This is a genomic window from Haloarchaeobius sp. HME9146, assembly GCF_025399835.1.
Taxonomy (GTDB): domain Archaea; phylum Halobacteriota; class Halobacteria; order Halobacteriales; family Natrialbaceae; genus Haloarchaeobius.
Window position 1 is genome coordinate 13,778 of sequence record NZ_JAODVR010000002.1, and the last position, 23,395, is coordinate 37,172.

Here is a 23,395-nt window from a genome sequence, read left to right on the forward strand (position 1 = left end):
GACATTCAACGTTCTATGAACCCGACACGACGCTCTATCCTCGGTGCGGTTGCTGGCACTGGCCTGGCAGGCTGTCTCCGCCTCGGGCAGTCCTCGGAGGAATCAATCGGGAGTATCGCCTGCGGGGAGGAGACGCACCAGCCGTCCACCGGCGAGCGTCTCACGGGAATCGGGACGGACTGGCCCGCACCGCAGCACGATATCGCCAACACCGGCTTCAACCCGGCGGTCTCGACCACCGAGACGAGGTGTGGGCAGACCAGATGGATTCGTGAACTCGCCGACGAACAGGACGGCGTGGTCGGTGCACCCACGCTCCGCGACGAGACGGTCTTCGTGTCCCGCCGAGATTCGGTCGTCGCAGTCGATGCCCGGTCCGGGACCGAGTCGTGGTCGGTGCCGGTCCCCCACGAGATATGGACGACACCGGTCGTCGGGACCGACCGGGTCTTCGTCGGGACCAGAAACGGAGTCGTCGCGATCTCGATAGCCGACCGGCAGGTCGACTGGCAAGCGCCACTCCAACAGAGCGCCTTCGACGACATCGATGGACGAGGCTGGGTGTCTGGCGCGCCGACGGTCGGTGACGAGTACGTCTTTGCCGGAACGAAAGCTGGCCAGTTCGCCGCCCTCGATGCCGTCACCGGCGAGACCGTCTGGTCTACCACGACCGATCTGCTCCCGGATGGGAGCGCCTCGCCCGAGAACGCGAACCTCCCGGTGTTCGACGGGCCGGCAGCCGTCGCCGACGGGACCGTCGTCATCGGGAACTGGAACGGCCAGTTGTACGCCTTCGACGCCAGCTCCGGTGAGGAGTTGTGGACACGAACGGGCGACACAGACTACGAGCCTGCACCGACGGTCGTGGGCGAGACGGTGCTCGCGACGACGGAGACGACGATGGCCGCGGTGCGCCTCACCGATGGCACCGTCGAGTGGACCTACAGCGGCGACCCGGGTTCGGTCACGCTGTCGGCCACCGTCGTCGACGGCACAGCGCACGTCGCAGCCGGCGACTCGTACTCCTCGCTGTCGGTCATCTCGCTCGACCTGACCGACCGGTCGGTCGCCTGGCGGACCGACGGGCGACCACAGACGAGTGCGGGTACCGACGGTGCCACGCTGTACCTCGGTCTCTACGGGAACCTGGTTGCGATAGACCGGCAATCGGGTGAGGTTGCCTGGGAGATGCGCACGGAATCGGTCCTCAGTGGGCCACCCATCGTCACGGCGGGAGCGGTGATCGCGCTCGACGAACGCGGTTTCCTGTACGGTGTCGATACGACTGGTGGCTGAATCTTCGGGTTCATCCCACGGATGCTGCTGTTGGGTTCCCCGGTGAATCCCTGTGGGAGAGAACGCTGGCGTATCTGACTGGAGATGGTACGCTCGGGTGCTACAGTACTGCTCCAGTGCGACGTGATGGACGAAGTGATGAACTTGCTCAGGGGCTAGAAGGAGTCCTGTGTCACCCGAGGTCCTCGTCGATGTCCCCGAACCCGGAGAACGGCCGGTTTCGCTCGCTCCGGACGAGTTCCTCGTCGAGGATGGTCAACCCGATATCGCTGAGGTCGGTCGCGATGCGGGTCAGGTCGTCGCCGTCCTCGCCGACGACGGTCACGAGCACGTTGCGCTCGCCGGTGGCCAGTTCCCGCACGCCGATGACGCCCGGGACCGACATCGCCTCATCGCTCATCGTCTCGCGCTCTGGAATCGGGGCCGTGCAGGTGATCTGGACGTGGAGCTGGTAGCCCGCGTTGTCGTAATTGACGTCGGCGTGGTAGCCGTCGATGATACCCTGCTCTTCGAGGCGCTGGATGCGTTTTCGAACCGTGCTCGGCGAGGCCGAGATGGACTCGGCGATGTTGCGCGAGGAGACGTGTCTCGCGTCCCGTTGCAGGTTGCGGAGGATGCGGCGGTCAAGCTCGTCGAGGCCATCGAGCGTCATTGGTTACTCTCGGCAGGGCCGACGGAATCAGTGTTGTCATCCCACACGGACCAGTGCGCCTGGCCGAGGTGGGCGAGCCCCGGCTGGCAGCCGTGGCCGGTCACGGGCTGAGTTCCCCGACGAGCTGTGCGAGACAATCGTCTGCGAACGTCGGGATGCTGATGGCATTACCGGCTTTCACCTTGATAATGACCCCCTCGGTGTCCGAGAGGTACAGGTGGACGGCAGTCGCCCGTTCGTGCTCGACGACCATGGTCCGGGCCGGGCCGAGGTGCGTGTACACGGACTCGACGTACGGCCGGCGGAACAGGCCGATGGAGCGGTGGACGACGGTGTCGAACTCGTGCGTCGACAACTCCGTCTGCAGGTCCGGTCGGACGTACTGGACGGTGTAGTCGTAGCGCTCGGTGTCGAACGAGGCGACCCAGCGCAGGTCGTCGTCGAAGCGGTCGCGCAGGTACGCGACGAGGCGGTCGTAGTTCGGGCTTGCGTTTCCGTTGAGTCTGGTCGTCATGATGTGTTGGATGTGTCTGTCACGCCACGATGGCGACGAGCAGGGCGAGGGCGGTCGTGAGTGCGAGCGCGGTCAGCGCGGCGTGGATGGACGAGTCGGCGGCCGCGGGGTCACGTCCGATGTGGGCCGCGAGGCTCCGGCCGAGTGCAGCGCGTCCCCGCGAGGCCGCACCACCGATACCGATTGCGGCGGCGGCGGTCGCGTTCGCGAGGCCCGCAGCGAACGGGTGCAGCACCTGGTCGACATCGACCGGGTGGATGCGCCCGAGCGGGCGCTTCAGGACGGCGAAGGCGAGGATACCGACCGCGGTGGCGGCCAGGGCCTTAGTGAGTTCGGTGGTCGCGTACGGTGCGAACTTCCCGGGGTCGCCCGGGTGGGCCGCGAGGAACGCCTCGGGGACCACGCCGAACACCACCGAGGGAATCGCGGCGATTACCAGCGCGACCGACAGCGCCAGCGGCGCGCGCGACACCGCGATGGGCTCGGGCGACTGCCGGACGAACGCGTAGTAGCCGAACTTCGCGAACGAGAGCGCCGTCCCGACGCTCCCCAGCACGAGGACCCACCAGAGCAGTTCTCCCCCGGCGCTCTGGGCGGCCTTCGTCACGAGCCCCTTGCTGACGAACCCGGAGAACCCGGGCACGCCGGTGATGGCGAGTGCCGCGACGAGGAACGTCACGAACGTCACCGGCATCCGGCGACCCAGGCCACCGAGGTGTTTCAGCGAGGCCCGGCCGGTCCGCACGATGATGACGCCGGCCACCATGAACAGCAGGCCCTTGTACAGGACGTGTGCCGTCAGGTGGGCGAACGCGCCGGTGAGACCGGCGGCGGTGCCGATGCCCACGGCGACCACCATGTACCCCACCTGCGAGATGATGTGGTACGACAGCAGTCGGCGCATGTCGGTCTGGAGGATGGCCTGGGTGACCCCGTAGAGGACCATCAGCGCACCCAGCCAGACGACGATGGCGTCGCCGTCGGGCGCGACGCGAGCCAGCACGTACACCGCGACCTTCGTCGTGAACCCGGCGAGCACGACGCTCGCGGCGACGTGGGGGCGCGGGTAGGTGTCCGGCAGCCAGGCGTGCAGGCCGATGAACCCCAGGTTGACGCCCACGCCGACGATGGCGAGCGTGGTCGGGAGCCCGGCCGCGAGGCCGCCGCCGATTCCATCCGCGTAGAGGAACGTGCCGGCGTCGAGGTAGTGCAGCGCCACGGCTGCGACGAGCAGCGTTCCACCGAGGAGGTGGTACACCGCGTACCGGAACGCGGGGCGGACGGCGTCGCCGCCGTGGTGCCAGACGAGGACCGTCGCGGTCACCGCGAGCAGCTCCCAGGCGACCAGCAGGGTCAGCCAGTCGCCCGCCAGGACCGCGGCCACCCCTGCGCCCATGTAGCACAGCGAGTAGGCGGTCTGGCGCGGGTCCGCGCCGGTCGCGTAGCCGTAGAGCACGTTCAGTGCGGCGACGAAGCCGAACAGCGCGGCGACGGGCCGGGTGAACGAGTCAACCCGGAACAGCACCTGCTCGAAGCCGAACGGCGCGACTGCGAGGCTGGTTCCTGCCGGTGCGAGCAGCACCCACGGCACCGTGAGGGCGGTGAGCGCCACGGCGACGGCTGCACCGAGCCGCCGCGGGGCGAGCACCACGACCACGGTCGCCAGCAGGAACGCGACCCAGGGCGGCACCAGCGTCAGCAGGTCGCTCATCCGAACACCTCCGTGACGACGGCCTCGGCCAGCTCCCAGAACGGGAGGAGGGTCGGCGCGATGCCGAGCGCGACGGCGAAGGCGACGGTCACCAGGACGGGCACGAGCAGGGCCGGGATGGTCTCGGTGGTGAGCGTGCGACGCTCCCACGTCATCGACTGGGTGTACCCTCCGACGGCGGCGCTGGCACCGACGCCACCGTCGGTCGCGCCACCGTAACTGGCGTCGTCCATCTCGACGGAGCTGAAGCCGCCGTCAGTGACGTGCCCCGGCGCGAACGGGTGGCGGCTCGCGGCGCCCTTCCCGTCGCGCTCGCCGAAGAACGCGGCGTAGACGATGGGCCAGAAGTACAGCAGCTTGAGGACGCCAGCGACGAGGTAGGCAGCGACGAACCAGGGGGTGGTGCTGTCGCCCGCCCCGAGCACGAGGTAGAACTTGCTGACGAAGCCGGCGACGAACGGGAAGCCGACCAGACCGGCCGCAGCGATGGCGAACGCCGTCATCGTCGCCGGGAGTCGGCGGCCGACGCCCGCGATGTCCGAGACGTACTTCTCGCCGGTCTCGACGTAGACGACCCCTGCGGCGAAGAACAGGGTTATCTTCATGAACGCGTGGGCGACGACGTGCAGGAACGCCCCGAACACGGCGACCGGGGTCGCGATGGCGAGCCCGAGCGCGATGTACGAGAGCTGGCTGATGGTCGAGTACGCCAGCCCGCGCTTGAGGTTGTCCTGCCGGATGCCGACGACGCCGGCGACGATCATGGTCGCGGCGGCGGCGACCGCCAGCGGGAGCCCCATGCCGAGGTCCCAGGTGGTCTCCGGGCCGAACACGTAGAGCACGGTCCGGCCGAGGGCGAAGACGCCGCTCTTGACGACGGCGACCGCGTGCAGCAGGCCCGAGACGGGCGTCGGCGCGACCATCGCGGTCGGCAGCCAGCCGTGCAGGGGTACGATGGCGGTCTTGACGCCGAAGCCGACCACGAGCAGCGCGAACGCGACGCGGGCGAGCGTCGGGTCTGCGCTGGCGAGGCCAGCGATGCCGCCGGCATCGAAGGTGACCGTCCCGGTCAGGGCACCGACGATGACGATGCCGGCGAAGACGAGGACGCCGCCACCGAGGGTGTACGCCACGTAGGTCCGGCCTGCAGCGCGAGCCTCGGCGGACTCCTTGTGGACGACCAGCGGGTAGGTCGCCAGCGTCAGCAGTTCGTAGAACACGAACAGCGTGAACAGGTTCGCGGCGAAGGCGACGCCCATGGTGGCCGCGATGCTCGCGGCGAAGGCGGCGAAGTATCGCGTCTGGGCGTGTTCGCCGAGCTTGCGGACGTAGCCGATGCTGTAGACGCTCGTGACGAGCCACAGGACCGACGCCAGCAGGGCGAACAGCAGGCCGGCCGAGTCCGCCCGGAGCACGAACTCGATGCCCGCGACGGACCCGAGGGTCGAGACGTACGTCTCGCTCCCGGTGGCCCGCGTCATGGCCCAGACGACCCCCAGGGTTGCCACGGCGGCCAGCAGCGTGCTGGCCTCGCGGAGGTTCGGCCAGGCCCTCGTGGCGTAGATGCAGACGATGGCCAGCGTGGGCACGGCGACCGCCGCGAGGGGCAGCACCGACGACACGTCGGTCATAGCCATCCCTCCACGACGGGGGCGACCCAGTCCGCGAACACGGTCGAGCCGAGGCCCAGCACCAGCGTGCCAAGCGCCGCGACCACGACGACCGCGACGGCGCGAGCCTCGAGGTCGGGCAAGCCGCCGCCCAGTACCGGCAGGGACTGGACTTCGGGCTGGCCGCCGTCGGCGGCCACGGGTGCAGTTCCGGCGTCATCGTCGGCCAGGTACAGCCGCTCGACGACCCGCCCGGCATACGCCAGCGAGACCAGCGTGCTCACCACGACGACGGCGGCGACGAGCCACTGGGCGGTCTCGACAGCCGCGAGGGTGACGTACCACTTCCCGGCGAACCCGGCCATCGGCGGGAGGCCGACGAGTGAGGTGAACGCCAGGGCCACGGCTGCGGCCAGGACGGGCACCTCACGGGCCTTTCCGGCGAGGTCAGCGATTGTCGGGGCGTCCAGCTCGCGCTCGAACAGACCGGCTGCGACGAACAGCCCGCCCTTGGCGACGGCGTTCCCGACCAGGAGCACCAGCGCGCCGGTGACGGCGGCGGTGGTCGCCAGCGCGAACCCGACCACAACCAGGCCGAACTGGAGGATGGACGAGTACGACAGCAGCCGGCGGAGGTTCGTCTGCTTCAGCGTCAGGTACCCGCCCGCGGCGATGCTGACGACGCCAACGGCCAGCAGGCCGGTCTGGACCGCCGGGACCGCGGCGAGGAACGACGCGGTGTACACGCCGAAGACGATGCGAATCAGGGCGTAGCCCGCCACGGTCGAGCCGAGCGTCGCGAGCAGCGCGGCCACGTCGTGGGCGCTCCCGGTGTAGGCGTCGGGTTTCCATGCGTGGACCGGGAACAGCGCGAGCTTGACCGCCAGCCCGAGCGTCACGAAGACGAACGACGTGAGCACGAGCGGCGAGTCGTATCCGACACCCGCCAGCGCGGGCTGCAGGTCGGCCATCGCGAGCGTTCCAGTCGCGACGTAGGCGTAGCCCACGCCGAGCAGGTAGAACGTCGCGCCGACGGTCCCGACCAGCAGGTAGTTCAGCGCGGCCAGGGCGGCCGTGCCACCGCGCCGGCTGGCGACCAGCCCGTAGGCTGCGAGCCCCGAAATCTCGAGGAACACGTACAGGTTGAACACGTCGGCGGTGACGACGACGCCCGTCAGCCCGGCCACGAGGAGCAACCAGAGGCTGTCGGTCGGGCCCGTCGCATCCTCGCGCACCGTAACGTAGAACAGTGCGCCCGCGACCGCGACGAGCACCACGAAGACGCTCGACACCTGGTCGACGAGCAGGCCGATGCCGACCGCGGCGGGTAGGCCACCGAGGACGTAGGTCTGCGCGCCCGAGGCGGCGACCGAAGCGACGACGGCGACCGCGATGCCAACCTGCGCGAGCAGGATGGCGGCGGTGGCTCGCACAGCGAGCCGCGGGTACCGGGCCCCGAGCACGAACGGGACGAGCGCCCCGAGCAGGGGCACCGCCACGAGCAGCGGGAGCAGGTGGTTCATGCGCGCACCTCCTGGCTGTCGCGGGCGTCGCCACTGCGGAGAGTCTCGCGCAGGTCCCGGATCTCGCGCTCGTCGAACGTCCCGTACTCGTCGTACAGCCGGACCACGAGCGAGAGCGCGACCGCCGTGACGCTCACACCGACGACGATGGCCGTCAGGATGAGGACGTGCGGCAGCGGGTTGACGTACGGGCCCTCGCCGGAGAGGAGCGGGGCGCTCCCACCGGCGCGGAACGCGCTCGCGATGAAGAACAGGAACACACCCGTCTGGAACAGGTTGAGTCCCACGACCTTCTTCACGAGGTGGTCGTCGTCGACGAGGACGAACAGCCCGATGCCGACCAGCAGCGCGTACAGGACGTACGCGCCGCGGGTGACCAGCAAGGTCTCGAATTGGGTCATCGGCCGGCACCTCCGCGGACGCTGTCCGCGAGGTTCACGAACAGGACGACGACGACCGCGCCGACGGTCGCGCCGATGCCCAGCTCGATGGCCTCGGTGGCGTACACCGACGCCTTCGGGATGGGCAGCACGTCGAACTGCAGGAAGGCCCCGCCCGAAGCGATGCCCGCGAGCGCGACCACGCCGAAGGCGACCGGGCCTGCGGCTGCGAGCGCGAGGAGCCGACCCGGCGAGAGCCACGCCGCGGTCGCCTGCATGCCGAACGCGAACGCGAGCGTGACCACGACGGCGGCCGCGACGACGCCACCCTGGAACCCGCCGCCGACGGACTTCGTGCCGTGGAACAGCGTGAACAGGGCGAACGTCAGCACGAACGGCGCGAGGACGCGGACCGTCGTCGTGACGACGGGGCTGTCCGGCGTCGGCTCGCTGGCAGGGACGAGGGCTTCACCCTTGCGCGGCTCGCCCGTCATACCACCACCTCCCGGCCGAGCACAGCGAGGACGGCCACTGCCGCGGCGAAGACGACGGCGATCTCGCCGAAGGTGTCGAACCCGCGGTAGACGACGAGGACCGCCGTCACCACGTTGTCGATGCCGCGCTCGGCCGAGTCCGCGATGTAATACTCGGTGACCGGCCCGAAGCCGGGTGCCTCGGCGTCCCCGACCGCGGGGAGGGCGGGCACCGTGGCGAGCAGGCCGACCGTCACGAGCGCCGCGATGGCGACCGAGGCCGGGCGGACCCGGCGCGGGCGCGCTTCGGGACCAGTCGAGCGGGCCACCGAGCGGCCGCCGTCGGTCGAGACGCTGCCCTCGGCAGCAGCGCTACCAGCGGACCGGCGCGACCGGGCCACCACGAGGATGAACAGCGCCGTGGTCACGCCGGCACCGACCGCGGCCTCGGTGAGGGCCACGTCGGGGGCGCGGAACACGACCCAGACCATGGCGAGCCCGAGGCTGTACGCGCCGAAGGCGACCAGTACGGTCGTGAGCCGGCTCGCGAGCGCGGTCACTACGGCAGCGACCGCGACGAAGCCGAACAGGCCGGCGAGTACGAGGGTCTCGGGCGTCATCGCTCGGTCACCTCAGCGTCGGCCATCGGGTCCTCGGCCGCACGGGTCCACGGCGTCGCCCCGGCGAGGGCGGCCGCCCGGACGATGGCGTGGGCGGCCGTCGGGCCGGTGACGAGCAGGAACAGCGCGAGCAGGCCGAGTTTCACCAGCTCCGCGCCGGGACCGAAGACGACCGCGGCCGCGGCCAGTCCCGAGAGTGCGCCGAGCGTCTCGCTCTTCGAGGCCGCGTGTGCCCGGGCGAACACGTCCGGGAGGCGGACGAACCCGACCACCGCGACGAGCGAGAAGAACACGCTCACCGCGACGAGGCCGAGTGCCAGCGCGTCGAGCGGGGTCACAGCAACCCTCCGCGCTCGACCGAGTACCGCGAAAGGCCGAGCGAGAGCAGGAAGTTCAACAGCGCGTACACCAGCGCCACGTCGAGGAAGCCGGGCTCGTCGAGGGCTGCACCGAGCAGTGCGATGACGACAACCGTGGCCGTCCCGATGACGTTCACCGCGACGACGCGGTCTGCCGTGCTCGGGCCGACGACGACCCGCCACGTGAGGACGAATGCGAGCACGACCAGTGCGGCCGCGCCCAGTAGCAGGCCGGTGGCGACGAGGTCGGTCATCCGGCCTTCCCTCCGTCGGTCTGGGCGCGCTGTTCGGGGTGTGCCGACCCGTCTCCGGTGACGGCCGCGACGGACCGCGCCAGCGACCCTTCGAGTAGCTCTGCCCGCGAGGCCGCAGTCAGCGTGTGGACGACGAGCTCGTCACCGTCCACGTCGACCGTCACCGTCCCGGGCGTGAGGGTGATGCTGTTCGCCAGCAGCGCGCGAGCGAATGTCCCGTTGGGTGCCGGAATACGGACGACGGCCGGGTCGATCGGTAGCCGCGGGTGCAAGACGACGGCCGCGAGCGAGAGGTTCGCCTGCACGACCGCCCAGAGGAGGCTGGGGAAGAAAACTGCCGCCCGCACGAAGCTGCCCAGACTGCGGTGCGTCGGCGCGCGCTCGTACGCGATCTGACCGAGGACGAACGCGACGACAGCCGCGCTCACTACGCCGGTCGCGAGATCGAACCAGCTCGTGGGGTCTCCGAGCGCCAGGTAGAACGCGAACGAGACGGCCGCGACGCTCCCGTACCGCGCGAAGGCTGCTCGCGTCGGCTCTCCAGTGACCGTCCGGGGTAGTTCGGTCACGGCCGGTCCCTCCTCCGACTGTCGCAGGTGGCTACACGCGGCATGTTTTCACGTTCTGGTAATAGACCCGCTACTATTTGACCATATTGGTAAATTGTTGGAATACTTTATACGCATTCGGCGCAAACACTGGGTATGGCGTCCGACCCACGCTCCCAGCCCGGCAGCGGCGACCGCCACCCGAAAACGTCGGTGACGGGGGTTTCAGCCCCCGGCGAACAGCCGGACGGAGCGGCCGTTCCGGAACTGGCCGAGGGGACCCCACTCGGGAATCGCTTCTGGCTGTTGCTCGCCGGTATCCTGCTCGTGACCATGCCTGCGTTCACCCTGCTGGTCCTGTTCGCCATCCTCAGCGTGACGCGAAGCGCCCTGCTCGACGAGCTGACGTTGCTGGAGATCGCGGAGGTGTACCTGGTCGAGTTCGTGATGTTCGCGGTGTTCAGCTACCTGCTGTACCGGTTGCTCATGTACAGTGTCGAGCGACAGCGGTCTTCCTCCGGAACAATAAGCGATGACGACGAGGGGGAGAGCGAGTAGTCACACCATCCCGTTCCATGAACTAGAAAGCAGTCGAATTGATGTTGGTAATGTGATTGTATCCGTTCGTGTACGAGTTCAGACCCGACGACGTCGACCGGAAACGAGCTAACCATCAGGCTGTCAAGCAAGGTGCAGACGATGTCTCCGTGAAGCGAATCGGCAACCTCGGAGAACTCGCGTTCGAGCAGTTCTGCCGGGAGTATCTCCCGGTGGAGATGTGGGAGTGGAAGAACGAGGACGCGATGCGCTACTGCAATCCAGAAAGCTTCTCTGCGTACGATTTCGAGGTGTTCGGCTACGAGGTCGACGTGAAAACGTCGCGGGACGTGTCGGCGTTCACGCCGAAGTCGATCGTCGAGAACGACCCCGACGACGACATCGTCGTCATGGTCTGGCATCGGGACGTGGAGGACAGCCTCATCCTGCTCGGGTGGGAACGCCTCTCGACGCTTCACTCGAAAGTCCAAAGCCAGCAAGCCTACTCCGGCGAAGAACCCGAGAAGCTCACGCATCTGGCGGCCCGCCCGATGAACGAACTCATCGACCTCGGGCCGAACACGGCGCACATGAACCAGAAACCCGAGAACCCCTTCGGTCCTGGCGACCGGGTGCAGAAGGTCGACTCTGACGGGTCCTCGGTCGGGGTGGTCGTCGACGTGCTCCCGCCGGAGAAGAACGAGACCGCGTTCGGGCACCAGATGGACGGAGAAGCGGTCAACGTCGCCTTCCCGAGCGCGCTCGATGCCGGCCCTGGCGAGTGGCGCGGGATTCACCCCGCGTTGCTCGCCTCGTACTGCGACGACCAGTCCGTGAAATCGTACCGGTACAACCACACGAACCTCGAAGCAGCCGAGAATCCGCTGGTTCCCGGAGACAGAGTCATCAAGCCCTCACACGACGACCCGGACCCCGCCCTCGTCGTTGCTCGTGGTGAGGACGGGACTGTCGACGTCGTCTACGAAGGACAGTTCGACGGGAGCGAACCGGAACCCGCGGAACTGGCGGACTACTGCGACTCCGAGGGAATCAAATCGTACAACTACGCTGTCTCCGACCTCGAATTAGTCGTCGAGTACTGACCGCTACCCACGGTTCTGGAACCAAGTACGGCCCACGTCAGCCCGTAGTTCCACTCCTTTCCCTGACTATCTTGGCTGGCGTGAAAAGCACCGGAAGATGGAGGAGCTACTGTTCTCGGCTACCACTGATGCGAACCGATATCGAGTACGGAGCCGCAGTGTCCGCATTCTGTGACCCGAAGCGGGTCGGAGAGGGCCGAGGTTTCCACCACGTCGCCGACGTCGAGGATGTTCCCGCACCGCGTACACGCCGGTTGTGATGTTAGCCCTGAAGACATGATTGGTCAGGGTACTTCATGTCACGTACAAGCATAACACTAGGTACTACTACTGGTTGCTAGCACTGTCTTTCGTTCCGACCGGTGTCCTGTCTCTCCGAACCGAATTTCGAATACATCCCCGATACCTGGCCACCGCTTCGAGCCGGATTCCCGTCATGGGATGGCTCCTCTATACGTCAGTCTCGAACTCGCCCACGATTCCGCGTCACGTCCGCCAACCGGCCGGACACGTCCTCGTGGAAGTGCTCGTACCGGGTGCGCCAGTCCCAGTTTCCTTCGGCGGTCCCTGGCGTGTTGAACCGCGCCCAGTCATCTAGTCCAAGCACGTCCTGCATGGGTGCGATGGCGATGACCGAGTCGGACTTCCAGACCGCGTCGATGAGTGCCCACTGGATATCCTCGCGGCCGCTCTCGAGGTAGTGTTCCATGCAGCCACGGTCCTCGTCGGAGAGCGAATCGTACAGTCCGAGGGCGGTCCCGGTGTCGTGGGTCGTGGTGTACCCGACCGTGTTCTCGGGGTAGGTGTGGGGCAGGAACTCGTGGTCCTCCTCGCACCAGTTCGCGTAGTAGGAGACCTTCATGCCGGGGAAGTCGAAGCGCTCCAGCAGGGCCGTCAGCTCGGGGTCGGGGAACCCGAGGTCCTCGGCGACGAACGGGAGGTCACCGAGTTCTTGCTCGACCGTCTCGAACAGCTCGTGACCGGGAGCGTCCTCCCAGTGTCCGTCGGCGGGGCCGCCGTCGACCGGGATGGCGTAGTAGCTGTCGAAGCCCTTGACGTGGTCGATGCGGACGATGTCGACGAGGTCGAGCAGTCCGGAGAGGCGGTCGACCCACCACTCGTAGTCGTCTTCGGCGAGCGTCTCCCAGTCGTACAGGGGGTTGCCCCACTTCTGGCCGTCGTCGCCGCTCGGGGGGACGCCCGCGACCGCGACGGGGCGGTTCTGCTCGTCCAGCTGGAAGGAGTCCGGGTTGGCCCACACGTCGGCGCTGTCGAGGGCGACGTAGATGGGGAGGTCGCCGAGCAGGTCGACGCCGCGGTCGTTGGCGTACGATTTGAGGTCACCCCACTGGTCGTAGAACCAGTACTGCACGAGGGCGTGGTAGCTGATTTCGTCGGCGTGCTCCTCTCGCGCTTCGGCCAGGGCGTCCGCGTCGCGCATCCGGTACTCCTCGGGCCACTCGGTCCACAGACTCCCGTCGAAGCGCTCCTTCAGGGCGACGAACAGCGTGTAATCGTCCAGCCAGTGCTGGTTCTCGCGGAAGTCGGCGAGTGCCTCGCGGTCGGATTCGTCGGCGCGCGATTCGAAGTTCTCGAACGCCGTCCGGAGCAGGGGGCGCTTGTACTCGCGAACCGCATCGTAGTCGACCTGGTCCTGCCCGAGGTCGGGAATCGCCTCGAGGTCGCTTTCGTCGAGCCAGCCCGCCTCGACCAGTCGGTCGAGGTCGATGAGCAGGGGGTTCCCCGCGAACGCGGAGGGCGACTGGTACGGGGAGTTCCCGTGGGCACCCGAGACCGGGCCGAGGGGGCAGATCTGCCACAGCGACTGCTCGGCGTCGGCCAGAAAGTCCACGAAGGCCTCCGCCGGGTCGCCGAGCGTTCCGATGCCACCCTCGCCGGGCAGGGCGCTCACGTGGAGGAAGACACCACTCTGTCGGTCGAAGCGTTGGGTCATTGTTAGAAGTATTATTTCATCAACGAGTAAAAGGTTTGGCTACTACGTCGCTCCCCGGTACTTGCCCACGATGGTGAACAGGAAGAACCCCTGATTTCAGGCCAAGGTGCGGCTCTGTCGCTATCAGACTCGACGACACACGCGCAAGAAGAGCACTGGTTCGGGGGAGTGCTTCGAAAGCGGCTAGTCGGATTCGAAGCCCCGCGCTTCGTCGTTGAGTCCCCACGCGTGGGATTCCCCGGCATCGCTCTTGTCGAACGAGGGAAGCACGTCCCCGATGTCGATGGAGTCGCTCCCGAGGACCGCGAACCCGGCGAAGATGACGACGAACCCGAGCAGGGCACTCGCGGAGATGCTCTCCGAGAGGAGCGCCCAGCCACCGAGCGTCGCGACGATGGGGGTGACGTAGAACACCAGATTCGCGCGGACCGCGCCGACCTCGTCGATGAGACCGAAGTAGGCGATGTAGGCGATGGCACCCGCGAACACGCCGAGGTAGACCAGGATGAGGAGGGCGACAGGGACGACCGTGATATCGGCGACCTGCTCGCCGGTCGCCCAGCTGAAGCCGTGCGTCAGGGCCGCCGCGAAGGGGAGGCCCCAGGCGGTCCGGACCGTACTGGACAGGCTGCCCTCGCCCCAGCGGATGAGGACCGTCCCGAGCGCGCCGAGCGCCGCGCCAGCGAAGATGATGAGCTTGCCGTAGCCGATGCTCTCGACGCCAGTGGGGTCGAAACCGACGACGAGGCCGACACCCACGAGGCCGAGCAACAGCCCGGCAACCACGCGGGGCGACACTCGCTCGTCAGCCAGCAAGACCGCGGCGAACACCGGCGTGAGGACCGGGTTGAGGCTCGCGATGATTGCTCCGACGGCGGTCGTCGTGTACTGCTGGCCGACGAACAGGAGCGCGTTCGCGGCACCGATGGCGAACACCCCGGTCGCGATGATGCCGACGAGGTCACCCCTGGTGGTGGGCATGAGCTCGCGCCGGCTCCGGGTCGCGACGACGTAGCCCACCAGGATGATGGCCGCGATGTCGAACCGCAGCGCGACGAACAGCAGGGGCGGGAAGTATGACAGGCCGGCCTTCGCGGCGACGAAGGTGCCACCGAAGAGCAGCGCAGCCGCGAGGAAATACTGCAGCGTCTTCCGGTCGACGACCATCAGGGACTGCCCTCCTCGCCGGAGAACCGCGTGACACCCGCGGTGACGTGGAGCCGCACCGATACAGCAGACCGCTCGAAAGAGAGTACCGTATTCATCTTGTCCGATGCTAGTAGACACAGTGGCTTCAGTTCGTTTCTAAATCCTTACACGAGGTGCAATCGCGTCGTGACGTACGCGTGTTTCACAACCTGAAATCCTTTCACAGTGCGAAAGTGGTTTCAACAAGACGGTCGGAGGGTCGGTATGGAAACCGCACTCGAGGAGATCGAGTTCCTGGCACTCTCGGCCAACCGGGTGACGGTGCTCGAGTGTCTCTCCGAGCGTCCGCAGTCTCGCACCGACCTCGCGGACGCGACGGGTGCCTCGCAAGCCACGCTCGGGCGCATCCTCGAGGACTTCGAGGACCGGTCGTGGATTCGCCGTGACGGTGGGACGTACGCCGCGACCCCGACCGGGGAACTCGTCTCGGACGGCTTCACGAACCTTCTGACCATCGTCGAGACCGAGCAGTCGCTCCGCGAGTTGGTCCCGTATCTGCCGGCCGAGGCCATCGACTTCGACCTCGCACACTTCGCCGACGCGACCATCATCCAGCCGAGCCAGACACGGCCGAGTGCGCCGCTCCAGCGGACCCTGGACCTCACGACGGGGGCGAGCGAGATCAAGAGCTTCTCACACGCCTTCAACAACCAGAGTCTCGCGACCGTCGAAGAACAGGTCGCTGCGGGGGAGCTCACCTTCTACGGCGTCTTCTCACAGTCGGCCATCGACGCGCTCACCGCGGAGTCGGAGCTGTGTCGGCTGCTGAAATCGCTCGTCGATGCGGAGAACGCCCACATCAACGTCTACGACGGTGAGATTCCACTGGCGGTGACGGTCCCGGACGGGGTCGTCCATCTGCTGTTGCGCGACGACCGGGGAATCCTACAGGGGTCCATCGACACGGAGAACGAAGCGGTTCGGTCCTGGGCAATCGAGCGGTTCGAGGAGTACTGGGAGGTCTCGCGGCCGCTCACCGTAACTGACCTGTCGCACTAGCCGTGACGCGGCTCGATTCGACCACACGCTATCGTACCACGAGTGAGAACAGGTGATGCGCCTCTCGCGACAGTCGGCCGGTGTCCTCGGTGTCGGGGCCGTCTCCGCAACCGCGGTCTTCACTGCCGAACTCCCACTGTACACAGTCATCGTCCTCTTATGGATCGACCTGACCGTCTCACTCCTCCGCCGAACCTGGCAGCTGTTCTTCGCCAGACCGAGAGACCGTGTTTCTCCGACCGGTGCAGGGACTGCGCCCGAAGGTGGACACTCGACGCTCTCGAAGTACGAACAGGGCCTCTGTCGGTTTTTCACGCCCAAAATCGGGTCGCTCGTCGTCTCCGAGCGCCTCCGGCCGGTCACGCTGCACAACGTCAGGCCAGCGCTGAACGTCACCCTGCTCTGGTCGTTCCTCTTCCTCCCGGTGGCCGCACTCGGGGTCTCCCAGTACGTGGTTCCATCACCGGTCTTCGACGAATTCGTCAGTTGGCCAGTCCCCGCGCTGCTGGTCGCTGGTGCCCTCGCTGCGGTGGTGAAACAGTGGGGAATACTCGTTCGGCACGAGACCACTGGCTGGCCCACTGCTGACGCGGTCGCACCGGGATGGGGACTCGCCCTGTGGTCACTGTACTGGGTCCCTCTCGGGATACTGACCACGTTGCACAGCACCGGGCCCGCGGTGGACACGCTGTTGACGACTCTCGCGGTCGTCCTCGTTCTCACCGGAACGATTCGCGGCTTGCGAGCGACAGATGTCGACGGAGACGATGTCTCACATCGAGCGCGGCGACGCGGTGTTGAGACACAGACGGGCCCCACTTCGGTCGAGATGCCGAACACGAGACCGGTGGCCACGTTCCGTCCGAACCGTCGGGCGGTCTGGATGGCTGGTGCGCTGGACAGTCTGTTCCCGGTCGGGAACGCGTCAGGGAGTTTCCGCCGGCTACAGCTTCAGGCGGGCGTGGCTGTCGTTCTCCTCGTCGGTGCCCCGCTCATCGCGACCAGTGTCTATGATATCGATTCGGGTCTCGTGCTGGTGGCCGTGACTGCCCTCATGTTCGTCACCTACCTCTTCACGCTCGCGATCATCGGGGCCCTGCACTTCGAATTGGCGTTCGGGTCGGTCGAGTACCGGCTCTCCGACGAGGCTCTCGTTGCATACGACTCCAGGCTCGACGCCGTCCAGTGGTCGGTCTCGCGTGAGGCTATTCGAGACGGTACCGTCGAGGACGGCGTGTTCGACAGTCCACCAACATTCGACGCAGCGACGGTCACGCTCGACCGAACCGACGAGGTGGCTCTCGCGGAGCCGTACCGGTACTACCGGTGTTCGCTCCCGTATCTCGACGATCCGGTCGAAGCCGTCGACCGGCTCGGGTCGGAGGTCGAACCCTCGCCAGGTGGAGGACCTGTGGACAACCGACCCACACACCCCTGATGGCGAACCTATCTCACGGTGTCAGCACGCCGAGAAGCTGCACCACGCTGAACAGCGTCGCCACAGAGATGAGCGTGGTCACGAGGACGGTCGCAGATGCCAGGTCCCCATCGCCACCGAGTTCGCTCGAATAGATGTACGTCGAGACCGCCGTCGGCATCGCGAGCATCAGGACGCCGGCCCGGAGCGTCGTTGTCGAGGAGTCGAGGGTGAGGAACACCAGAACCGCGACGAGTGGCATGAGCAGCAACTTCAGGGCGGCGACGGTGCCGACCGTCGGCGGGTCGACCAGCCCGTCCTCGGTGGTGAGTGACGCACCGACGGCCGGCAACGCGATGGGGAGTGCGAGGCTCCCGAGCACCCCCAGGGAGTCTTGGGCCAATCCGGGGAGTTCGACCCCCATGGCACCGCCGAGGAGTCCGAGCGCGAGCGCGATGAGCACCGGATTGCGACCGACGCTCTGGAGTTCTTCGACAACGTCCGCGTCCGAACTGGTGATGCGGGTCAACAGGAGCACGGTGAGCGTGACCTGCACCAGCGAGCCGATACCGAGGATGACGCTCGCCTTCCCAACCGTGACACCGCCGAACGTCGCCGCCACGAACGGAACCCCGAGGAAGCCCAGGTTGCAGTGGTACGACTGGATGACGGCGACGCCCCGACGCGCCGGGTTCGAGTGCTCGCGATGGACGAGCCAGCCGATGCCGGCCACCGCCACGAGGACGACCGTGACGCCCACGAAGAGCCGCCAGACGAGTACCTCCGACAGCGAGCGGTTCACCGTCGAGGAGAAGACGAGCGCCGGGAGCGCGACGTAGAAGGCGACCGAGGTGAGTTGGTCGCGACGCTCTGGAGTGAGGATACCGACCTGACGTAGCCCGGCCCCGAGCGCCAGCAGGGCGAGCATGTAGGCGAGTTGCGTCGCGACGCTCATACGTTGGCTGGCCGGAGGACAGTGATTGGCGTTGCGGTCTCGGTTCTTCCTGCCGTCTGGCCGAGGGGCCCGTGCCGTGAGACGGTCAGGTTCGGTATCATCGGTCCATCGACCGTTGTAACCCGAATACCGAATATCGGAAAATACGGCCGTCAGAACGTCAGGACCTCGTAGCCGTCGCGGACGAGGGAGCTGATACTCCGGTGACCGTCGTACTCGTCGACCGTGAGGACACAGGCGGTCTCGACCTCGTCCGCGACACCGAAGGCGTTCGCACAGAAGTTACACGCCGATGCGTACTCTTTCACGGTCGTGTAGAGGCCGTGGAAGTCGTGGTCCTCGTTCTCCAGTTCGGGAATCCAGCGCGTGCCCGCACCGTCGAAGACCAGTTCGAGTTCGTCGCCCGCATCCGCGAACTCCTTGGCCGTCTCCAGCCCGTTGACGAGCCGGCCGAGGTCACTTCCCGTTTCGATACCCGCAAGGATGACGACTGCTGCTTTCACCATTGCAACCTGAGAGAGGCCAGCACTGGCGATAACGCCGCGCCGGCAGGGTGTGCCAGGCGTCTCACTGCGACAACGACATAGCCTTTGGTTCATCTATCGCCAGCGTGAGTTGAAGCTGGCAGAGACAGACTGGCTGTCTGGCGGGCTTCAGTCGTCGCCGTGGACCGTCCGCTCCTCTGCTTGCAGGCTGCGCCGGAGCATGACGGTGCCCACGTCTGCCAGACTCTCGCCCGGGCTCGCGGCGATAACCTCGACGTCGCCCTGGTGCGGCGCGCACACGAGTTCGACGCTGTAGGACGCGTCTTCGACCGTCAGGAGCGTCCGGTCCGCAGCGGTCTGGACCAGGACGTACTCGGCGTTCGTCTTGCCGGTCACCTGGACGGTTCGCTCACCCTCGTCGACCGTCACGTCCTCGACCGAAAGCGCTGGCGGGACGCGCGCGGCGCTGGAGTCGAGGTAACGCTCGGCGATGAACGCGGGCGTCTCGATGGGTTCGCCCGCGTCGATGCTGTCCGCGAGGCGGATGTACTGGGCCATACTCCAGGCCAGCGGCGTGGCAGCGCCGGTGCCTTCGCCGAACTCCCAGCCGTACTCGGTCTCGTACTCGCGGTCCCAGACCTGTTCGGGAATCATCCGGCCGGAGTTCGCGAAGCCGGCCATCGTCTCCAGCAGGTTCTGCGGGGCGAGGTCGCCCGACTTGGTGCCCTTTCGGAGCTCGTACTCGCCGCGCTCGCCGGTGAAGATGGGCCAGAGTCGGCCCTGGCCGAGGCGGTCGAGGCCCCACGGCGCGCCCTCGTCGGGTTCGCGCTCGCCGACCTCGCCGTAGCCGTCGCCGTTGTAGCGGTACCAGGCGGGGCCGTGCGGGGTGTCGACGCGGATGGTCTCGTCGACGACCTCGACGGAGTTCTCGACGACCGGGTCGTCCCACGGCAGGATGCCCAGCCGGACGAGGTCGAGGAAGCCGGCGTCGATGATGGCGCGTTCGTCCAGCGTCGGCCCGTGGTTGGCGAGTTCGCGGCGGGTGCCGCTGTCGGGCTCGCCGTTGCGGGTGACGCGGACGTAGTACGGCGTGTTGTCGATGCGGTTCGTGCCGGTCGTGGTGGCACACCAGCGCTCGACGCCGCGGCGGTAGGCGTCGGCGTGGGCGAGGAAGTTGATGGCGTCGGCGGTCTCGCCTTCCTGGTTCGCGAGCCAGGCGGCACACGCGAGGCCGGAGATCTCGGCCGCGATGGTGCTCGGCGAGAAGCCAGCCTCTTCCTCCCAGCGCTCCTGGCCGCTGTCGGGGCCGGAGTGCACGAGGTACTCGGCGGAGGCAGCCACGTGCTCGTAATCGTAGTCTGCGTCCTCGAAGGTGATGCCGTGGCGCTCCCAGAGCTGGTAGGCCATCACGGACGGGAAGGCGATGTTGTCGAGCTGCTCGCCGCCCCAGCGGGTGCGACCGTCGAGGTAGGTGTTCTGGGGCAGGAAGCCGTTCTCGCGCTGCTGGTAGTTGTAGATGTACGAGAGCGAGTCGGCGGCTTCCTCGACCTTACCGACGGTCTCCAGCGCGGTGAACACCTGGTAGAGGTCGCGGGCCCACGAGAAGTTGTAGCCGAAGTCGGTCGGCTCGTCGTTGGGGACGGCGTCGCCCCACGGGACGGACGGGCTGGCGATGCCAGCGCCGCGGAACGTCTTGTCCTCGACCGCTTTGAGGACCATGACGGCGGCGCGGTACTGGTTCGCGAGCTTCGAGGAGCCCTGCACCGAGTTCGGGAGCGAGACGTCCTCGATGAACGCCTGCCAGGACGTGACGTAGCCCTCGCGCACGGAGACGAACCCGCCTTCCAGTGCGTCGCCGGCGGCCGTCAGGGCCGCGTCGGCGTCGCCCTCGGTGGCGAAGCCGAGTGCGAGCGTGTCGGCGACCGAACTCACGCCCGACCCGAGTCGCCCGAGCAGGATGACGTTGCCCTGGGCCGAGTCGCCGGCACGGTCGATGGCCGACGCGTCGCCGCGGAAGAGATCAGCGACGTGGGCGGCGTCAGGGGTGCCGACGGTCGCCTTGTCGAACGACCGGCTCGATGCGAGCCCGATGGCGATGTCGTACTCCTCGCCGTCGGGGTCGACGATGGCGTTGTCGAGGTACTCCGGCGTGTCGTCGACCGCGGTGACCGCGTGCTCGCCGTCGTCGTCGTCACCGACGACCGATGCCCGGTCGTGTGCGCCACTGTTGGAACACGCGCTGTCGGCGACCGCGTACACGTCGTACTGGTTGTCGTCGCGGGCGGAGAACGACACGTCGCCGACGATGGCGTCGCCTTCGGGGTCGGTGACGTACTCGACGGTCAGCTCCCACTCGTGGGCGTCGTCGTCCTCGGTGATGGTCTGGCGGTAGACGAGTGCGTCGGTGCCGACCATCTCCGTCTGTCGAGTGAGGGTCTCGGCGTCGTCGTCGGTCCGGTGTTCGTTGTGGGTCCGGGCCGCGTACCCACCCTCGGAATCGACGACGAGGAAGTCGAGCGTCTTGACGTTCATCAGGTCGACGCGCGGGAACCGCGGCTCGGTCAGCGCGCCCTCGGTCAGCGTGAACCAGACGTGGGATTTCGGGTCGTCGTGGTCCGGAACGGTGCCGACACCGTACTTCTCGCCGGACGTCCAGGTGGGCTGTTCGTCCGGGCCCGACGGGGCGGCAGCCGTCTCCGGGCCGAGCGCCCCGAGCTGGTCGAGTTCCGCGATGGCCGCGAGCCGAAGCCCGTGAGCCCACGCCAGCGGCGAGGCGCTGTCCTGGGTCCCGTCGGCGAAGGACTGCTCGGCGAGGTAGCCGTGCTCGCTGACGAGTGCACCGCCGGGCAGCAGCGGTTCGAGGAGTCCCTTCGCGCGGTCGACCAGTTCACCGACCGCACCGCGTTCGGGGTCGGGGTCGTATTCGTCGACCAGGGCGGCGAGTTCCGCGGTGCCGACGACGCCCCAGGCGGTCGCGACCGACCACACCTTGGGTTCGCCGTTGGAACCACCGCGCCAGTTGTCGCGCTCGTACCGGGCGAGCCCGTGGCCGTCACCGACGGGCTGTTCCAGGGCGTCGAGCGTCGACTCGACGTGCGAGAGGAGTCGCGTCACCTGTTCGGTGGAGAGCTCCGCGTCGCTGCCGAGGTCGAGCTTCGCGTAGGCCCGGTAGGCCGAGGCGATGGCGAGCGTCGCCACGTCGAAGCGGTCGTGGACCGGCTCGCCGTCCCCGGAGAGGCGGCGGGCGAACACGTCTTCGTCCTCGTGCCAGAACTCGTCGAGCCGGTCGACAAGTTCGAGTGCACCCTCCCTGGCGCGTGCTGCGAGGTCGTCCGCGACCGGCGCGAGGGCGACCGTCGCGTAGGCGTCGAGCGCGGTCGCCACGCCGTGGACGAACCGCCCCATCTCGTTCTCCCAGACGCTCTGGTACCGCCCGAGTTCCTCACCGCGGAACGTCTCGTCGAGCCCGTCGATGCCGCTGGCGATGGCCTCCTCGACCATGCCGCGGTCGGCGGCACTCGGCTCGTCGGCGCGCAGGTAGCGCGCGAGGAACGTGACTGCTCGTGCGGACTGGTCTGGCTGGTACGCCTCCGCGTCTGATTCGAGGTTTCCGTTGGCCCAGCCGGGAGCGAGCGCGCCGTCTTTCGGCCAGACGCGCTGTGGCCACGTCCCGTCCGGAAGCTGGCTCTGACAGAGGAACCGGACCGCCGCGTCGTGGTCCGGGCTGGCGTCGCCGAGGTCGAACGTGGTGTCGACCCCGAGGAGCGCGTCGCCGACGACGGAGTGGTCGCGGAACCAGGTGTAGCCGTACCCACCGGACGATTCGGCGAACGGGTCGTACTCCGGGGCCTTCATCAGTGCGCCACTCGGCGACCGCAGGAGACCGAGCGTCCGGAGGTCCGCGCCGATGGCGTCCCGGTAGGGCATCCCCGAGAGCCCGTCACGGCGGGATTCGGCGACCGCCCGCAGCGATTTGTCGGTCGGGTGGTGGTCCGCGACCGCCCGGAGGTGTGCGAGGGCGTCCTCGCGGTCGGTCTCGGTCCGATCCGAGAGCAACGTGACGAGCGTCGTGTGTGCGAGTTCACCTTCGGAGTCGAAGGGGGCGGCGACCCGGACGGTGTCACCGAGCGGGTCCCAGCCACCGAGTGCGAACTTGCCGAGGTCGCTCTCGCCGGTCCCACGGTCGAGGCCGGTCGAGGCGGTGACGTAGTCGTGCTCGCGGTCGTGGTACACTTCCACCGCGTCGTCGTGGGCGAGCTTGCCCCCGGGCTGGACGCTCCCGTCCGGGACGAACGACAGCGACGCGACCAGGTGGGCGTCCTCGGGAATCGCACCCCGCAGTTCGACGTGGGTCATGTGGGCACCCTCGAGTGTGAGGTCGTACTGTCGGGCGGTCCAGTCTCCTGCCTCGTGTTCCGTCACGACGAGCGTCGTGTCGCGGTAGTACTCCTGGCGAACGGTCTGTATCTCGTCGAGCCAGGTTACGCTATCCGCCGTCCAGACACCGAACCGTGAGTCGTCGAGACCGTAGAGGCCGGAGAGAGGATAGGAGTGATCACGAATCGACCCATCTCGCTCGACGAAGACGAGTCGCCCGTCCGCCCCGGAGAACAACCCGTTCGTCGTGGGGCGCTCACCGTCGATGCGTCGCCCCTGTTGTGTGCGCATGGTTGGTACACATATTTCTTCAAGGTTGAAAAAATAGTTGGTACCCACCAATTTCAACCGTCTCAACCGCTATACCGCCTCCACAGACCCTGACACTGGCTGTCACTGCGGGAATCGAAAAAACAATA

At 67.5% G+C, this 23,395-nt stretch carries 21 protein-coding genes; 5 read left to right on the top strand and 16 right to left on the bottom strand.

All coding sequences use genetic code 11. The features are described from left to right. Positions 1 to 15: 15 nt before the first annotated feature. Positions 16 to 1,296: a PQQ-binding-like beta-propeller repeat protein gene (locus N6C22_RS18080; protein ID WP_261652593.1), complete on the top strand. Its 1,281-nt coding sequence runs from the start codon at positions 16 to 18 to the stop codon at positions 1,294 to 1,296. Positions 1,297 to 1,468: 172 nt separating this feature from the next. Here N6C22_RS18080 and N6C22_RS18085 read toward each other — a convergent pair whose 3' ends face one another. From N6C22_RS18085 to N6C22_RS18135, 11 genes are all read right to left on the bottom strand, one after another. After that, positions 1,469 to 1,948, bottom strand: coding sequence for an Lrp/AsnC family transcriptional regulator (locus tag N6C22_RS18085; RefSeq protein WP_261652594.1), 480 nt, complete (start codon positions 1,946 to 1,948; stop codon positions 1,469 to 1,471). 100 nt (positions 1,949 to 2,048) lie between these two features. After that, positions 2,049 to 2,462 carry a hypothetical protein gene (locus N6C22_RS18090; RefSeq protein WP_261652595.1) on the bottom strand — a complete coding sequence of 138 codons (414 nt, stop codon included), beginning with the start codon at positions 2,460 to 2,462 and terminating at the stop codon, positions 2,049 to 2,051. A 19-nt stretch (positions 2,463 to 2,481) separates the two neighbouring features. Beyond that, a complete protein-coding gene (locus tag N6C22_RS18095) occupies positions 2,482 to 4,173 on the bottom strand; it encodes a proton-conducting transporter membrane subunit (protein ID WP_261652596.1) in 1,692 nt (563 codons plus the stop codon). Next, positions 4,170 to 5,804 carry a proton-conducting transporter membrane subunit gene (locus tag N6C22_RS18100; protein WP_261652597.1) on the bottom strand — a complete coding sequence of 545 codons (1,635 nt, stop codon included), beginning with the start codon at positions 5,802 to 5,804 and terminating at the stop codon, positions 4,170 to 4,172. The genes N6C22_RS18095 and N6C22_RS18100 overlap by 4 nt, the downstream gene beginning before the upstream one ends. After that, a complete protein-coding gene (locus N6C22_RS18105; RefSeq protein ID WP_261652598.1) occupies positions 5,801 to 7,306 on the bottom strand; it encodes a proton-conducting transporter membrane subunit in 1,506 nt (501 codons plus the stop codon). Before N6C22_RS18105 ends, N6C22_RS18100 begins: the two co-directional genes overlap by 4 nt. Continuing rightward, positions 7,303 to 7,707, bottom strand: a complete 405-nt coding sequence (locus N6C22_RS18110) for a cation:proton antiporter subunit C (RefSeq protein WP_261652599.1) — start codon at positions 7,705 to 7,707, stop codon at positions 7,303 to 7,305. The genes N6C22_RS18105 and N6C22_RS18110 overlap by 4 nt, the downstream gene beginning before the upstream one ends. Continuing rightward, on the bottom strand, positions 7,704 to 8,180 hold the full coding sequence (locus tag N6C22_RS18115) for an MnhB domain-containing protein (protein ID WP_261652600.1): 477 nt from the start codon (positions 8,178 to 8,180) through the stop codon (positions 7,704 to 7,706). The genes N6C22_RS18110 and N6C22_RS18115 overlap by 4 nt, the downstream gene beginning before the upstream one ends. Continuing rightward, entirely contained in the window at positions 8,177 to 8,779 is a 603-nt protein-coding gene (locus N6C22_RS18120) for a DUF4040 domain-containing protein (protein ID WP_261652601.1), read from the bottom strand. Before N6C22_RS18120 ends, N6C22_RS18115 begins: the two co-directional genes overlap by 4 nt. Next, a complete protein-coding gene (mnhG, locus tag N6C22_RS18125) occupies positions 8,776 to 9,117 on the bottom strand; it encodes a monovalent cation/H(+) antiporter subunit G (RefSeq protein ID WP_261652602.1) in 342 nt (113 codons plus the stop codon). The genes N6C22_RS18120 and mnhG overlap by 4 nt, the downstream gene beginning before the upstream one ends. Beyond that, positions 9,114 to 9,392, bottom strand: a complete 279-nt coding sequence (locus tag N6C22_RS18130; RefSeq protein WP_261652603.1) for a monovalent cation/H+ antiporter complex subunit F — start codon at positions 9,390 to 9,392, stop codon at positions 9,114 to 9,116. The genes mnhG and N6C22_RS18130 overlap by 4 nt, the downstream gene beginning before the upstream one ends. Then, a complete protein-coding gene (locus N6C22_RS18135; RefSeq protein WP_261652604.1) occupies positions 9,389 to 9,961 on the bottom strand; it encodes a Na+/H+ antiporter subunit E in 573 nt (190 codons plus the stop codon). The genes N6C22_RS18130 and N6C22_RS18135 overlap by 4 nt, the downstream gene beginning before the upstream one ends. Positions 9,962 to 10,096: 135 nt before the next feature. Here N6C22_RS18135 and N6C22_RS18140 point away from each other — a divergent pair, with 135 nt between their 5' ends. Beyond that, positions 10,097 to 10,498, top strand: a complete 402-nt coding sequence (locus N6C22_RS18140; protein WP_261652605.1) for a hypothetical protein — start codon at positions 10,097 to 10,099, stop codon at positions 10,496 to 10,498. Between the two features lie 68 nt (positions 10,499 to 10,566). Beyond that, entirely contained in the window at positions 10,567 to 11,580 is a 1,014-nt protein-coding gene (locus tag N6C22_RS18145) for a hypothetical protein (RefSeq protein WP_261652606.1), read from the top strand. A gap of 457 nt (positions 11,581 to 12,037) precedes the next feature. Here the strand turns inward: N6C22_RS18145 and malQ are convergent, their stop codons facing one another. Together malQ and N6C22_RS18155 are read right to left on the bottom strand one after the other, a co-directional pair. After that, entirely contained in the window at positions 12,038 to 13,534 is a 1,497-nt protein-coding gene (gene malQ / locus N6C22_RS18150; protein WP_261652607.1) for a 4-alpha-glucanotransferase, read from the bottom strand. A gap of 183 nt (positions 13,535 to 13,717) precedes the next feature. Further along, positions 13,718 to 14,701, bottom strand: a complete 984-nt coding sequence (locus N6C22_RS18155) for a DMT family transporter (protein WP_261652608.1) — start codon at positions 14,699 to 14,701, stop codon at positions 13,718 to 13,720. Between the two features lie 246 nt (positions 14,702 to 14,947). On the opposite strand from N6C22_RS18155, the gene N6C22_RS18160 reads away from it, so the two are divergent. Together N6C22_RS18160 and N6C22_RS18165 are read left to right on the top strand one after the other, a co-directional pair. Further along, positions 14,948 to 15,742: a winged helix-turn-helix domain-containing protein gene (locus tag N6C22_RS18160; protein ID WP_261652609.1), complete on the top strand. Its 795-nt coding sequence runs from the start codon at positions 14,948 to 14,950 to the stop codon at positions 15,740 to 15,742. A 55-nt stretch (positions 15,743 to 15,797) separates the two neighbouring features. Further along, positions 15,798 to 17,180, top strand: coding sequence for a hypothetical protein (locus tag N6C22_RS18165; RefSeq protein WP_261652610.1), 1,383 nt, complete (start codon positions 15,798 to 15,800; stop codon positions 17,178 to 17,180). Positions 17,181 to 17,193: 13 nt separating this feature from the next. Here N6C22_RS18165 and N6C22_RS18170 read toward each other — a convergent pair whose 3' ends face one another. The 3 genes from N6C22_RS18170 to N6C22_RS18180 all read right to left on the bottom strand — a co-directional run bounded on the left by N6C22_RS18170 (position 17,194) and on the right by N6C22_RS18180 (position 23,267). Next, entirely contained in the window at positions 17,194 to 18,114 is a 921-nt protein-coding gene (locus N6C22_RS18170; RefSeq protein WP_261652611.1) for an AEC family transporter, read from the bottom strand. Between the two features lie 152 nt (positions 18,115 to 18,266). Continuing rightward, positions 18,267 to 18,620 (bottom strand): hypothetical protein, encoded by a 354-nt coding sequence (locus N6C22_RS18175; RefSeq protein WP_261652612.1) that lies wholly within the window; start codon positions 18,618 to 18,620, stop codon positions 18,267 to 18,269. Between the two features lie 147 nt (positions 18,621 to 18,767). Next, on the bottom strand, positions 18,768 to 23,267 hold the full coding sequence (locus N6C22_RS18180; RefSeq protein ID WP_261652613.1) for a glycoside hydrolase family 15 protein: 4,500 nt from the start codon (positions 23,265 to 23,267) through the stop codon (positions 18,768 to 18,770). Between the last annotated feature and the right edge of the window lie 128 nt (positions 23,268 to 23,395).

Coding starts and splice junctions, on each gene's coding strand:
- N6C22_RS18085 (WP_261652594.1), bottom strand. CDS start 1,948: ATGACGCTCGATGGCCTCGACGAGCTTGACCGCCGCATCCTCCGCAAC.
- N6C22_RS18105 (WP_261652598.1), bottom strand. CDS start 7,306: ATGAACCACCTGCTCCCGCTGCTCGTGGCGGTGCCCCTGCTCGGGGCG.
- N6C22_RS18170 (WP_261652611.1), bottom strand. CDS start 18,114: ATGAGCGTCGCGACGCAACTCGCCTACATGCTCGCCCTGCTGGCGCTC.
- N6C22_RS18090 (WP_261652595.1), bottom strand. CDS start 2,462: ATGACGACCAGACTCAACGGAAACGCAAGCCCGAACTACGACCGCCTC.
- N6C22_RS18115 (WP_261652600.1), bottom strand. CDS start 8,180: ATGACGGGCGAGCCGCGCAAGGGTGAAGCCCTCGTCCCTGCCAGCGAG.
- malQ (WP_261652607.1), bottom strand. CDS start 13,534: ATGACCCAACGCTTCGACCGACAGAGTGGTGTCTTCCTCCACGTGAGC.
- N6C22_RS18175 (WP_261652612.1), bottom strand. CDS start 18,620: ATGGTGAAAGCAGCAGTCGTCATCCTTGCGGGTATCGAAACGGGAAGT.
- N6C22_RS18130 (WP_261652603.1), bottom strand. CDS start 9,392: ATGACCGACCTCGTCGCCACCGGCCTGCTACTGGGCGCGGCCGCACTG.
- N6C22_RS18155 (WP_261652608.1), bottom strand. CDS start 14,701: ATGGTCGTCGACCGGAAGACGCTGCAGTATTTCCTCGCGGCTGCGCTG.
- N6C22_RS18180 (WP_261652613.1), bottom strand. CDS start 23,267: ATGCGCACACAACAGGGGCGACGCATCGACGGTGAGCGCCCCACGACG.
- N6C22_RS18110 (WP_261652599.1), bottom strand. CDS start 7,707: ATGACCCAATTCGAGACCTTGCTGGTCACCCGCGGCGCGTACGTCCTG.
- N6C22_RS18160 (WP_261652609.1), top strand. CDS start 14,948: ATGGAAACCGCACTCGAGGAGATCGAGTTCCTGGCACTCTCGGCCAAC.
- N6C22_RS18100 (WP_261652597.1), bottom strand. CDS start 5,804: ATGACCGACGTGTCGTCGGTGCTGCCCCTCGCGGCGGTCGCCGTGCCC.
- N6C22_RS18080 (WP_261652593.1), top strand. CDS start 16: ATGAACCCGACACGACGCTCTATCCTCGGTGCGGTTGCTGGCACTGGC.
- N6C22_RS18140 (WP_261652605.1), top strand. CDS start 10,097: ATGGCGTCCGACCCACGCTCCCAGCCCGGCAGCGGCGACCGCCACCCG.
- N6C22_RS18120 (WP_261652601.1), bottom strand. CDS start 8,779: ATGACGCCCGAGACCCTCGTACTCGCCGGCCTGTTCGGCTTCGTCGCG.
- N6C22_RS18165 (WP_261652610.1), top strand. CDS start 15,798: ATGCGCCTCTCGCGACAGTCGGCCGGTGTCCTCGGTGTCGGGGCCGTC.
- N6C22_RS18095 (WP_261652596.1), bottom strand. CDS start 4,173: ATGAGCGACCTGCTGACGCTGGTGCCGCCCTGGGTCGCGTTCCTGCTG.